This window comes from Pseudomonas sp. GNP012 (assembly GCF_054343835.1).
The window spans coordinates 5,488,842-5,501,432 of record NZ_JBTGUU010000001.1 but is presented as its reverse complement, the minus strand read 5'-3'; the positions used below and the strand labels follow the sequence as shown (position 1 = coordinate 5,501,432).

13 protein-coding genes are annotated in these 12,591 nt (G+C 60.5%); 4 read left to right on the top strand and 9 right to left on the bottom strand.

Annotation, left to right across the window (positions count from 1 at the left end; genetic code table 11):
- Window positions 1-49: 49 nt before the first annotated feature.
- Window positions 50-2,188, bottom strand: coding sequence for a catalase HPII (gene katE, locus ACXX83_RS25020; protein ID WP_458549882.1), 2,139 nt, complete (start codon window positions 2,186-2,188; stop codon window positions 50-52).
- Between the two features lie 210 nt (window positions 2,189-2,398).
- Between katE and ACXX83_RS25015 the strand changes: the two genes are divergently transcribed.
- The 3 genes from ACXX83_RS25015 to ACXX83_RS25005 are packed head-to-tail and all read left to right on the top strand — an operon-like array spanning window position 2,399 to window position 4,913.
- On the top strand, window positions 2,399-3,406 hold the full coding sequence (locus ACXX83_RS25015; RefSeq protein WP_015092901.1) for a methionine ABC transporter ATP-binding protein: 1,008 nt from the start codon (window positions 2,399-2,401) through the stop codon (window positions 3,404-3,406).
- Complete coding sequence (locus ACXX83_RS25010) at window positions 3,406-4,080, top strand: methionine ABC transporter permease (RefSeq protein ID WP_008002212.1); 675 nt, start codon at window positions 3,406-3,408, stop codon at window positions 4,078-4,080. Before ACXX83_RS25015 ends, ACXX83_RS25010 begins: the two co-directional genes overlap by 1 nt.
- Window positions 4,081-4,139: 59 nt before the next feature.
- Window positions 4,140-4,913, top strand: a complete 774-nt coding sequence (locus ACXX83_RS25005) for a MetQ/NlpA family ABC transporter substrate-binding protein (protein ID WP_015092900.1) — start codon at window positions 4,140-4,142, stop codon at window positions 4,911-4,913.
- 173 nt (window positions 4,914-5,086) lie between these two features.
- Here ACXX83_RS25005 and ACXX83_RS25000 read toward each other — a convergent pair whose 3' ends face one another.
- Genes ACXX83_RS25000 through ACXX83_RS24980 form a run of 5 tightly spaced genes read right to left on the bottom strand, consistent with a single transcriptional unit; the run spans window position 5,087 to window position 8,989 of the window.
- Complete coding sequence (locus ACXX83_RS25000) at window positions 5,087-5,722, bottom strand: SCO family protein (RefSeq protein ID WP_015092899.1); 636 nt, start codon at window positions 5,720-5,722, stop codon at window positions 5,087-5,089.
- Window positions 5,719-6,618, bottom strand: a complete 900-nt coding sequence (gene cyoE, locus ACXX83_RS24995; protein WP_015092898.1) for a heme o synthase — start codon at window positions 6,616-6,618, stop codon at window positions 5,719-5,721. The genes ACXX83_RS25000 and cyoE overlap by 4 nt, the downstream gene beginning before the upstream one ends.
- Entirely contained in the window at window positions 6,606-7,679 is a 1,074-nt protein-coding gene (locus tag ACXX83_RS24990) for a COX15/CtaA family protein (RefSeq protein WP_015092897.1), read from the bottom strand. The genes cyoE and ACXX83_RS24990 overlap by 13 nt, the downstream gene beginning before the upstream one ends.
- Window positions 7,680-7,689: 10 nt before the next feature.
- Window positions 7,690-8,283 carry a PA_0111/PP_0108 family redox-active disulfide protein gene (locus ACXX83_RS24985; protein WP_126048469.1) on the bottom strand — a complete coding sequence of 198 codons (594 nt, stop codon included), beginning with the start codon at window positions 8,281-8,283 and terminating at the stop codon, window positions 7,690-7,692.
- Entirely contained in the window at window positions 8,249-8,989 is a 741-nt protein-coding gene (locus ACXX83_RS24980; RefSeq protein WP_458549878.1) for an SURF1 family protein, read from the bottom strand. The genes ACXX83_RS24985 and ACXX83_RS24980 overlap by 35 nt, the downstream gene beginning before the upstream one ends.
- 71 nt (window positions 8,990-9,060) lie before the next feature.
- Here ACXX83_RS24980 and ACXX83_RS24975 point away from each other — a divergent pair, with 71 nt between their 5' ends.
- Complete coding sequence (locus tag ACXX83_RS24975) at window positions 9,061-9,264, top strand: twin transmembrane helix small protein (RefSeq protein ID WP_015092894.1); 204 nt, start codon at window positions 9,061-9,063, stop codon at window positions 9,262-9,264.
- Window positions 9,265-9,345: 81 nt separating this feature from the next.
- Here the strand turns inward: ACXX83_RS24975 and ACXX83_RS24970 are convergent, their stop codons facing one another.
- The 3 genes from ACXX83_RS24970 to ctaD all read right to left on the bottom strand — a co-directional run bounded on the left by ACXX83_RS24970 (window position 9,346) and on the right by ctaD (window position 12,541).
- Window positions 9,346-10,233, bottom strand: coding sequence for a cytochrome c oxidase subunit 3 (locus ACXX83_RS24970; RefSeq protein WP_015092893.1), 888 nt, complete (start codon window positions 10,231-10,233; stop codon window positions 9,346-9,348).
- Between the two features lie 25 nt (window positions 10,234-10,258).
- On the bottom strand, window positions 10,259-10,810 hold the full coding sequence (locus ACXX83_RS24965; RefSeq protein ID WP_458549876.1) for a cytochrome c oxidase assembly protein: 552 nt from the start codon (window positions 10,808-10,810) through the stop codon (window positions 10,259-10,261).
- A gap of 138 nt (window positions 10,811-10,948) precedes the next feature.
- Complete coding sequence (ctaD, locus tag ACXX83_RS24960; RefSeq protein WP_458549874.1) at window positions 10,949-12,541, bottom strand: cytochrome c oxidase subunit I; 1,593 nt, start codon at window positions 12,539-12,541, stop codon at window positions 10,949-10,951.
- Window positions 12,542-12,591: the final 50 nt, after the last annotated feature.

Genomic DNA, 12,591 nt, shown 5'->3' with positions numbered 1-12,591 from the left:
GTGGGAGCGAGCTTGCTCGCGATGGCGGCCTCTTTAGCTCCAAAGATCCTCAGGCCGGAATCGCCCTGGCCTTCGCCTCCCTGTCCCAAACCCGATGCTGCCCGATCGCGGCGAAAAACCCTTTGATCAACTTCGCATCCGTCCCCACGATCAATCCCGCATCAGCCTCCAGCTTCAACACATCCAGCAACTGCTTCGCTTCACCCTGCAAGGCGATAGCCTTGAGATGTTTGTATGCCTCCAGCAGGTAATGCAGCGCCACGCCGTCCGTACTCAGCGCCTTGATCGACGCGGCTCCGCCCGGCACGAACACCGCGTCGAATGCCACCGACGGCGAGCCCTCCATCGAAGCATCGACCGCCAGGGTTTTGCCATCGGCGGTTTTCACTGGTGCAGAGGTCGGCCCCAGTAACTTCGCGTGAGCGCCCTGCGCTGCAAGCGCTTTCTTCATCGCATCAATCGCAACGCTATCAACGCCATTGGCCGCCAGAATCGCGACTTTTCGCGTCTTGATGTTCTCCGGCAATAAATTGGCCTGGCTCAATGCCGGAGAGTGATCCGGTGCGGTTTTGCGCACCTCGACGGTTCCTCGAGCCGGCGCAGGCAATCCAAGGTTCTGCGCCACTCGCTTGGCCAACTCCAGATCGATATTGGCGAGAATTTCGTTCACTTCCCGGGCGCGGATCGCCTCACGCTCAACCTTGCCCAATTCAAAGCTGTAGGCCGAGATGATGTGCTCCCGTTCATGCTCACTCATGCTGTGGAAAAACAAGCGAGCCTGGGAGAAGTGGTCAGCGAACGATTCGCTGCGCTGGCGAATCTTGTTGGCGTCGATGCGCTCCGGATAACTCTCGAATCCTCCATCCTGAGCCGAAACAGGCGTTTCCTTTGGCCAGCCGCCATCGATGGAGTTCGGCTCATAAGACGCACGCCCCTTGTCGATGGTGGTGCGGTGCTGCGCATCCCGCTGACCGTTGTGGAACGGCGACACCGGACGGTTGATCGGGATCTCGTGAAAGTTCGGCCCGCCGAGTCGGCTGATTTGCGTGTCGGTGTAGGAAAACAATCGACCTTGCAGCAGGGGGTCGTTGGAGAAATCGATTCCCGGAACGATATGCCCGGGGCAGAAGGCAACCTGCTCGGTTTCGGCGAAGAAGTTGTCCGGGTTGCGGTTCAGCACCATCTTGCCCAGCGGCGTGATGGGCACCAGTTCTTCGGGAATCAGCTTGGTCGGGTCGAGAATGTCGAAATCGAAGGCGTGTTCATTTTCTTCTTCGATGACCTGCACTCCCAACTCCCATTCCGGGTAGTCGCCGATCTCAATCGACTCCCACAGATCACGCCGATGGTAGTCGGCGTCCTTTCCCGCAAGTTTCTGCGCTTCGTCCCACACCAGGGAGCAAGTGCCGGCGGTAGGGCGCCAGTGGAATTTGACGAAGCGCGACTTGCCCTCGGCATTGATCAGGCGAAAGGTGTGCACGCCGAAGCCCTGCATGCTGCGCAGGCTTTTCGGGATCGCCCGGTCGGACATTGCCCACATCACCATGTGCGCCGACTCCGGTACCAGCGAAACAAAGTCCCAGAACGTATCGTGGGCCGAGCCACCGGTAGGGATTTCGTTATGCGGCTCGGGTTTGACCGCGTGCACGAAGTCGGGAAACTTGATCGCATCCTGTATGAAAAACACCGGCATGTTATTGCCCACCAGGTCGAAGTTGCCTTCGTCGGTGAAGAACTTCACGGCGAAACCCCGTACATCACGCACGGTATCGCCTGACCCTCGCGGCCCCTGTACCGTGGAAAAGCGCACGAACACCGGAGTTTTCTTCGCGGGGTCCTGCAGGAAACCGGCCTTGGTCAGCACCGAGTGGTTTTCATAGCTCTGGAAGTAACCATGGGCACCGGTGCCGCGAGCGTGAACGATGCGTTCGGGAATGCGCTCATGATCAAAATGCGTGATCTTTTCACGCATGATGAAATCTTCCAGCAGCGACGGTCCGCGGGCCCCGGCCTTCAGGGTGTTCTGGTTGTCCGCCACCTTCACACCCTGGTTAGTGCGCAAGGCCTGCTCAGTGGCATCGGAGCGAAATGCTTCCAGGCTGTCGAGCTTGGCGTTGGTGTTGTGGCGGTCCGGGGTATCGGTCCCGGCCAGGACGCTCTTGGTGGCGGCAGGCTTCTTGGTACTCATCAGGCGTGAACTCCTCAGGCATATTCCAGTGGCCTAAGTAGTGACTGACGAGCTTATTCAGCCGTTCCTTTTTTCTGACCTTTGATCGCGTTATTGCCAAATGACAGGACAAATGCGAAATAAATGCTAAGAACCTCTATACGGACAGGCTAAAATGCGCGCCCGGCTAACCGCTGACCCTTTTCTAACGCGCCCCACAAGGTTCGCTACGTGATCGAGTTTCAAAACGTCCATAAAACCTACCGCGTCGCCGGTAAGGAAATCCCCGCGCTGCATCCGACCAGTCTGACGATTGAGAACGGGCAGGTTTTCGGCTTGATCGGTCATTCCGGCGCAGGAAAAAGTACCCTGCTGCGTCTGATCAATCGCCTGGAAAACGCCAGTGGCGGCAAGATCACCGTCGACGGTGAAGAAGTCACCGCGCTCGACGCCAACGGCCTGCGCCGCTTCCGTCAGCAGGTCGGGATGATTTTCCAGCACTTCAACCTGCTGGCCTCCAAGACCGTCGCCGACAACGTCGCACTGCCACTGACCCTGGCCGGCGAACTGTCGCGCAGCGAGATCGATTCGCGCGTGGCCGAGTTGCTGGCGCGGGTCGGTTTGTCCGACCACGCGAAAAAGTACCCGGCGCAATTGTCCGGCGGGCAAAAGCAGCGTGTGGGCATTGCCCGCGCCCTGGCGACCAAGCCAAAAATCCTGCTGTGCGATGAAGCCACCAGCGCTCTCGACCCGCAAACCACTGCATCGGTCCTGCAATTGCTGGCCGAGATCAATCGCGAGCTGAAACTGACCATCGTGTTGATCACCCACGAAATGGACGTGATCCGCCGGGTCTGCGACCAAGTGGCCGTGATGGACGCCGGCATGATCGTCGAGCAAGGCTCGGTGGCCGAGGTGTTCCTGCATCCGAAGCACCCGACCACCAAACGCTTTGTGCAGGAAGACGAGCAGATCGACGAAAGCGAACAGCGTGACGACTTCGCTCACGTACCGGGACGCATCGTGCGTCTGACCTTCCAGGGCGATGCGACCTACGCGCCGTTGCTGGGCACCGTCGCCCGGGAAACCGGGGTGGACTACAGCATCCTGGCCGGTCGTATCGACCGCATCAAAGACGTCCCTTACGGGCAACTGACCCTGGCCGTGACCGGCGGTGACATGGAAGCGGCGTTCGCCCGCTTCACCGCAGCCGACGTCCACATGGAGGTGCTGCGTTAATGGAAGCCCTGACAAGTTTCTTCGCCAATATCGACTGGTTCGAAATCTGGCTGGCCACTGGCGACACCCTGCTGATGCTCGGCGGTTCGCTGTTGTTCACCGTGCTGCTCGGCTTGCCGCTGGGCGTACTGCTGTTCCTGTGCAGCCCGCGCCAGTTGCTGGAAGCCAAAGGTGTCTACGCGATGTTGTCGCTGGTGGTGAACATCCTGCGTTCGCTGCCGTTCATCATCCTGTTGATCGTGATGATTCCGTTCACCGTGTTGATCACCGGCACATCCCTCGGTGTTGCCGGTGCGATCCCGCCGCTGGTGGTGGGTGCCACGCCGTTTTTCGCGCGCCTGGTGGAAACCGCCCTGCGTGAAGTGGACCGCGGCATCATCGAAGCCACCCAGGCCATGGGTGCGACCACGCGACAGATCATCACCAATGCGTTGCTGCCTGAGGCTCGTCCGGGCATCTTCGCGGCGATTACGGTGACCGCAATTACACTGGTGTCCTACACGGCGATGGCGGGTGTTGTCGGCGCCGGTGGTCTGGGTGACCTGGCGATCCGCTTCGGTTACCAGCGTTTCCAGACCGATGTGATGGTCGTGACAGTGGTGTTGCTGCTGGTATTGGTCCAGGTACTACAAACCGTTGGCGACAAGTTGGTCGTCCACTTTTCCCGCAAGTAAGACATGAGCCGGCCATTCGCTGGCAGGCGCCAAACGGGCGCCTCACAAGGAGTTAGCTGATGAAAAAACTACTCGTCGCCTTCGCTGCCGTTGCCGCATTCTCGGCCCACGCGGCTGACACCCTGACCGTCGCGGCCACCCCGGTGCCACACGCCGAGATCCTCGAATTCGTGAAGCCGACCCTGGCCAAAGAAGGCGTGGACCTGAAGGTCAAGGTCTTCACCGACTACATCCAGCCGAACGTGCAGGTCGCGGAAAAGCGCCTGGATGCCAACTTCTTCCAGCACCAGCCGTACCTGGATGAGTTCAACAAGGCCAAGGGCACAAACCTGGTATCCGTCGCCGGCGTGCACCTGGAACCCCTGGGCGCTTACTCCAGCAAGTACAAGACCCTCGCTGAATTGCCTGGCGGCGCCAACGTGGTGATCCCGAACGACGCCACCAACGGCGGCCGTGCACTGTTGCTGATGGCCAAGGCCGGGCTGATCAAGTTGAAGGATTCGAACAACATCCTGTCGACCGTGAAGGACATCACCGAGAACACCAAGGACCTGAAAATCCGCGAACTGGAAGCCGCGACCATCCCGCGCGTGCTGACCCAGGTCGACCTGGCGCTGATCAACACCAACTACGCGCTGGAAGCCAAGCTTGATCCGGCCAAGGACGCGCTGGTCATCGAAGGCAACGACTCGCCGTACGTGAACATCCTGGTGGCTCGCCCGGATGACAAGGACAGCGAGGCGATGAAGAAGCTGGTTGCAGCTCTGCACAGCCCGGAAGTGAAGGCCTTCATCCTTGAGAAGTACAAAGGCGCGGTAGTGCCGGCGTTCTGATTGAACTGCGGAAACGAAACAGGGGACGCCAAGTGCGTCCCCTTTTTTGTGCCTTGAAATATAGACCCCTGTGGGAGCGGGCTTGCTCGCGAAGGCGGTGTGTCAGCCACTATCAATGTCGGCTGAACCACCGCCTTCGCGAGCAAGCCCGCTCCCACAGGGTTTTGTGTCGCTTAATTACGCTTGAGCATCACCGGCAACTGCGCCACCAGCTTCGCGTTGTTCAACGGCGCCCGGATGAAGCCGCGCTGCGTGCCGTCCGGCCCGATCACCGCGAGGTTGCCACTGTGGTCGACGGTGTAGTTTGGCTTGTTGGTGTCCGCCGGAATGAACGGAATGCTCACCGCGTTGGAGACCTTTTGCAGCTCATCGATCGACTTTGGCGTCAGGCCGACAAATTGCGGGTCAAAGTAGCCCAGGTACTGCTTGAGCTGCTGGGGGGTGTCGCGATTGGGGTCGATACTGACCAGCACGATCTGCAACTTATCCACCGCCTCGGGCGGCAACTCGCTCTTGATCTGTCGCAGCTGGGCCAGGGTGGTAGGACAGACGTCCGGGCAGAAGGTGTAGCCGAAAAACAGCAGGCTCCACTTACCCTTCAATTCATTGATCGCGACCGGCTGGCCGTCCTGATTGGTCATCGTCACGTCCGGCAGATTGCGGCTTTGCGGCAGCAAAATGATACCGGCGTCGATCAGCGCCGTCGGGTCGCCCTGGTCTTTCCCGGACAGTACCTTGTTGACGGTCAGGCCCAGGATCAGTGCGACCAGGGCGACGAGGATGAAGACGGTTTTCTGGGTTCGAGTCATAGGTTCAACAGTAAGTAGTGGTCTACGAGCAGGGCGATAAACAGCAGGAACAAGTAATAAATAGAGTACTTGAACGTGTTGATCGCCGCGTGCGGCCGAGTGCCACGGTACAACACCACGGCCCATTGCAGAAAGCGCGCGCCCAGCCCGAGCGCGCAGACCAGGTAGAGCATACCGCTCATGTGGATCACGTAGGGCATCAGGCTGACGGCGAGCAGCGCAAAGGTATACAGCAGGATATGAATCTTGGTGTAGTGCTCGCCATGGGTGACCGGCAGCATCGGGATGTCGGCCTTGGCGTATTCCTCCTTGCGATGGATCGCCAACGCCCAGAAGTGCGGCGGGGTCCAGGCGAAGATGATCAGCACCAGCAGCAGCGGTTCGGCGCTGACATGACCGGTGGCTGCGGTCCAGCCGAGCAAGGGCGGCGCGGCACCGGCCAGTCCGCCGATGACGATGTTCTGCGGGGTCGCACGCTTGAGGAATCCGGTGTAGATCACCGCATAGCCAAGCAGCGAGGCGAGGGTCAGCCACGCGGTCAGCGGGTTGGTAAACGCCAGCAGCATGGCTTGCCCGAGGGCCGCCAATACCAGCGCGAACGTCAGCGCGGCGGTCGGAGATATCCGGCCTTCGGCGAGCGGCCGTTTGTGAGTGCGCGCCATCACAGCGTCGATGCGCCGGTCCACCACATGATTGACCGCCGCGGCGCCACCGGCACACAGGGCGATGCCCAGGTTGCCGAACACCAGCACCGTCCACGGCACCCCGGCACGGGTCGCGAGGAACATCCCCACCAGTGACGTGATGAGCATCAGCACCACGACTTTGGGTTTTGTCAGTTCCAGGTAGTCACGCCAGATCGCCTGACTGGGACGTTCGCCGATCAGAATCGCCATGGCATCTCTCCTTTTATTGTTATGGGCCCGGCTGAATGTTTACGCAGGCTGAAGCGCCAGCGCGTTGGCTGTTTGACCCGGACCAGACTGGTTCGGGCGTGGTAATTGACCAGCACCATGGTCAGCAACAGCGCCGCGCCGCCCGCGTTATGCGCGACGGCCAGCGGCAGCGGCAAATGGAACAGCACATTGCTGATGCCCAGGGTGATTTGTGCGCCAAGGGCGATCAGCACCAGGGCTGCCAGGCGTGTCATGCCGACCGCCTTCAATTGCCAGGCCAGACCGAGCAACACCAGGGTGACCAGCAAGGCGCCGATGCGATGGGTCAGGTGGATGGCCGTACGGGCATCGCTGTCCAGTTGCCCGCCGAGGTAATTCGGGCCGATGTGTTGGGTCAGATGAAAGCCATTGGCAAAATCGGCAGGCGGCAGCCATTGGCCGTGACAGGTTGGAAAGTCGATGCAGGCCACGGCGGCGTAGTTGGAACTGACCCAGCCACCGAGGGCGATTTGCCCGATCACCAGCAACAGCCCCGCCGTCGCCCAGTGCTGCAAACGTCGTGGCACGGTCAGCGCCGGCAGCACGCCGGACAGGCGCAAGGTCAGCAGAAACAATAGGCTCAAGGTCGCGAAGCCGCCAAGCAAATGCCCGGTGACCACCTGCGGCCAGAGCTTGAGCGTTACCGTCCACATGCCGAACGCGGCCTGTCCGATGACCACCGCCAACAGAAACAATGGCAACTTCACCGGTTGCCCCGGATGACGGCGATGCAACCACGCACGACCGGCCAACACCGCGATCAACACGCCCAGCGTGCCAGCGAAGTAGCGGTGGATCATCTCGTTCCAGCCCTTGTGGGCCTCGACCGGAGCGTCCGGGAAATGCAATTCGGCATGGGCCAGCTGGGCTTCGCTTTTCGGCACGCTGATGAAACCGTAGCAGCCAGGCCAGTCCGGGCAGCCGAGGCCGGCGTGGGTCAGGCGGGTGTAGGCGCCGAGCAATACCACGATCAGTGCCAGCAAGGTGGCAAACAACGCGAGGCGAAATCCAGGCTTGGCCATGACGATGCCCTTATCCGATGTTCGACAGTTTCAGCAGGTGGCGCAGATCGTTCAGCAGGTCCTTGCCCTTCACCGACGGGTCGTAGCGCAGCACCAGATTGCCGTGGGGGTCGATGATCCACAGGTGCGGCACGTCATTGCTCTGAGCGCCTTTTGTGTAGGCAGGCAAGTCCAGTGAATAGCGTTGCAACTGCGGGTACTCGCGTTGAAGTTTAGTCTCGTAATCGCTGTTCAGCGTCTGCGCGGCGGCCAATGCATGGCTGGCGCGGGACGCATCGCGGCCGAGGCCGATCTGGATCTGCCGCGCCAGATACACCAGTTGCTGGCAGTCCACCGCGCAATCCTTGGGCGCGGTCACCAGGATTTGCCAACGCTCTTCCTGGGCCTGCACGCCAATGTCCGCGCGGGTCTGACCGTTGCCGATCAGTTCGCCGTGATAACTGCGGCCCTCGGGCACCCAGAAATTCAGCTTGTACATGCCGGTGGCAAGGATCATCGGACCGATTACCCCGAGCAGGATCAGCAGCAGTTGCATACGGCCCTTGCGCCGGTTCACCGAAGGTTTCGCCTCAGACATGCTGGGTGGATTCATGGCCGCTCCCATGGTGTTTCTCCTTTGCGTTGTGCCAGCCGAGATAGAGATAAAGACCGAACAGGGCGATCGCCATGGCGAACCACTGCACGGCATAAGCGATGTGTTTTTCCGGGCCCGTGGCGACCACCGGCCAGTCGGCCTGATAGGTGGCGGGGCCGGTTTCGGCGCGTAGCTCAAAGGCAAAGCCTTCGCGGTTCAGCGTCTTCCAGAGACGGGCCGGTTCAACGGCCGTAATCAGCTTCGGCCACGTCGCTGTCGCCGGATCGGCGTGCAACTGAAATGGCGCACCGGGGGAGACGTAGACCCACGCGTCGAGGCTGACTGCCTCGGCAGGTGTCTTAAATTGCACGGGTGTGCGGCGTTCCGGCCAGGGCAGCCAGCCGCGATTGACCAGCAGCCAGAGCCCGCTGGCCTGATCATGAAAGGGTTGCAACAGCTCGACGCCGACCCTGCCGTTACGTTGACTGTTGTCCAGCAGCAGGCTGTGTTCGGCATCGAAGCGGCCGTGCAGGCGAACCCGGCGGAAAGCCGGGTCAGCGGTGTATTGCAGCTCGGTGCTGGCCATCGGCTCGGCGGCCCGGCGCTCGGCGTAGGTGTGCAGCAGCGCGCTTTTCTCCGCGCCCCGGCTCAATTGCCAGAACCCCAGGGACACCAGTAGCGGCAGCAACAGCGCGACCACCAGCGTTGGCACGATACCCGGCCGAAAGCGCTTCATGGCATCGCCAGAAAGTTGGTCATCGCGATAGCTATACTCAAGTGCATCGCTTTTCCCCCGGAGGTCCCACCATGCTCAAAGCAGCCATCGTCCTGATGCTGATTGCCACGGTTGTCAGCCTGTTCAGCGGCCTGTTTTTTCTGGTCAAGGACGACAGCAGCTCAAACCGCCTCGTCATTGCCTTGAGTGTGCGTGTCACGCTGGCCGCCCTTACCCTCGGTCTGATCACCTGGGGGTTTTTCAGCGGCCAGCTGGTTTCTCATGCACCCTGGTAACCGTGTAGGAGTCAGCTTGCTGGCGATGGTGTGTCAGACACGTTGATTTCGACTGACACACCTTCGCCAGCAAGCTCGCCCCTACAGTACGTAGACGAAAACGAACAACCCGATCCACACCACATCCACGAAGTGCCAGTACCAGCTCGCCGCTTCGAAGCCGAACTGGTGCTCGCTGTCGAAGTGCCCGCGCATGACCCGCATCAGCATCACGAACAGGATGATGGTGCCGATGGTCACGTGGGCGCCGTGGAACCCGGTGAGCATGAAGAAGGTCGCGCCGTAGATGCCCGAACCCAGGGTCAGGCCCAGTTCGCGGTAGGCGTGCATGTACTCTTCGGCCTGGAAGATGAGGAATGCACAGCCCAACACTACGGTGAGCGCCAGCCAGAGTTTCAGTGCGCCGCGATGGCCCTTTTTCAAGGCGTGGTGGGCGATGGTCACAGTCACACTGGAGCTCACCAGCAACACGGTGTTGAGCAGCGGCAGACCCCAGGGGCTGATGACCTCCTTGGGCGGCGGAAACAGTTTCGAGTCGGGGTTGTCCAGCAGCGGCCAGGTGAACTGGAAGTTCGGCCACAGCATGTGCGTGATGCCTTGGGCGCCTTCACCGCCAAGCGCCGGCCCGGAGATGTGACGCACATAAAACAGAGCGCCGAAAAAGGCGATGAAGAACATCACCTCCGAGAAAATGAACCAGCTCATGCCCCAGCGGAACGAGCGATCCATTTGTGCGCTGTACAAACCGTCGCGACTTTCCTTGATCACCGTGCCGAACCAACCGAACAGCATGTAGGCCAGCAGTAACCCGCCGACGAAAAAGATCAGTGGCCCGTGGGATTCCGGACGCGCCGCTTTCAGATCATTGAACCAGGTGGCCAGACCAAACACTGTGACGAACATGCCGACCGTGGCGATGATTGGCCATTTGCTCTGGGCCGGCACGTAATAATGTTCATGAGTTGCCATTTATTGTTCTCCTTATCGGGCACGCTCAGCCGCCAGTGTTTACAGCTACCGGTGGATGTCGGGCGGTGATATCGAACAGCGTGTAAGACAGCGTCAGGTGCTTCACATCCTTGGGCATGTCACGGTCAACGATGAAACGTACCGGCATCTCGATCCGTTGACCGGGCTGCAGCACTTGCTGGGTAAAGCAGAAACACTCGGTCTTGTGGAAGTACGCCGCCGCGGTGCTTGGCGCGATGCTCGGCACGGCCTGGGCACTCATTAGTTTATCGGTGGGGTTGTGGGCGATGAAGATCATCTCGTTCACCGCCCCCGGGTTAGCGGTCAGTTCGTCATGCTTGGGGTAAAAATCCCACGGCATATCGGCGGTATTGGTCGACAGAAACTGCACACGCACCTGCCGCGAGGTGTCGACCGTCTGCTGCCCCTCGTACTGCCCGGCGGTCTTGCCATTGATGCCGAAGGCCCTGCACATCACGTCGTAGATCGGCACCAGCGCAAAGCCGAATACAAACATTGCTCCCACTACCAGCAATAGACGGGTGACCAGTTTCTTCAGCGAAATCGAGTCAGCCATGATTGCAAACCTCTACGCCAACCCCTGTAGGAGCGAGCCCGCTCGCGAAAAACCTGAGAGCGCCGCGGGGTATCAGGCCTCCAGCGTTATCGTTGACGACCATCGCGAGCAAGCTCGCTCCTACAAAGGGGCAGGTATTCATTTCACTTCCGGCGGCGTGGTGAAGGTGTGATACGGCGCCGGCGACGGGATGCTCCACTCCAGGCCTTCAGCCCCATCCCACGGTTTGGCCGGTGCTGGCGCGCCGCCGCGAATGGTCTTGATCACGATGAACAGGAAGAAGATCTGCGTGGCCCCGAACATGAATGCACCGACCGACGACACCATGTTGAAGTCAGCGAACTGCAGGTTGTAGTCCGGAATCCGTCGCGGCATGCCCGCCAGACCCACAAAGTGCATAGGGAAAAAGGCCAGGTTCATGCCGATGAACGACAGCCAGAAATGCAGCTTGCCGAGGGTTTCGTCGTACATGTGACCGGTCCATTTCGGCAACCAGTAGTAGGCCGAGGCGAAGATCCCGAAGATCGCCCCCGGTACCAGCACGTAATGGAAGTGCGCGACCACGAAGTAGGTGTCCTGGTACTGGAAGTCCGCCGGGGCGATGGCCAGCATCAATCCCGAGAAACCGCCGATGGAGAACAGGATCACGAACGCCACGGCAAACAGCATCGGTGTCTCGAACGTCAGCGAGCCCTGCCACATGGTACTGGCCCAGTTGAATACCTTCACACCCGTTGGCACCGCAATCAGCAGAGTGGCGTACATGAAGAACAACTCGCCCACCAGCGGAATGCCGACCACGAACATGTGGTGCGCCCAGACGATGAACGACAGGAACGCGATACTCGCCGTGGCGTAGACCATCGAGGTATAGCCGAACAGCGGCTTGCGCGAGAAGGCCGGAATGATCGAGCTGACGGCACCGAAGGCCGGCAGGATCATGATGTACACCTCGGGGTGGCCGAAGAACCAGAACACATGCTGGAACAGCACCGGGTCACCGCCACCGGCGGCGCTGAAGAAGCTGGTGCCGAAGTGGATGTCCATCAGCATCATCGTCACGCAGCCCGCCAGCACCGGCATCACCGCGATCAGCAGGAACGCGGTGATCAGCCAGGTCCAGACGAACAACGGCATTTTCATCAGCGTCATGCCGGGGGCGCGCAGGTTGAGGATGGTGGCGATCACGTTGATCGCCCCCATGATCGAGCTGATCCCCATCAAGTGAATGGCGAAGATGAAGAAGGTCACGCTTTCCGGTGCGTAGGTCGTCGACAGCGGCGCGTAGAACGTCCAGCCAAAGTTCGGCCCGCCACCGGCGGTGAACAGGGTCGACACCAGCATCAGGAACGCCGCCGGCAACAGCCAGAAACTGAAGTTGTTCATTCGCGGCAGGGCCATGTCCGGCGCGCCGATCATCAGCGGGATCATCCAGTTGGCGAGGCCGACGAAGGCCGGCATCACCGCACCGAAGACCATCACCAGACCGTGCATGGTGGTCATCTGGTTGAAGAATTCCGGCTGGACGATCTGCAGCCCCGGCTGGAACAGCTCGGCGCGAATCACCATCGCGAACGAGCCGCCGAGCAGGAACATGGAGAACGCAAACCACAGGTACAGAGTGCCGATGTCCTTGTGGTTGGTGGTCAGCACCCAGCGCATCAGGCCTTTGGCGGGGCCGTGGGCGTGGTCGGTGGCGGTATGAACATGTTCATCGATTACAGCAGTCATGTCCTGTCTCCTGCAAACAGATGGGCTGGGCAGGCCGGGGTGCGTAGCCC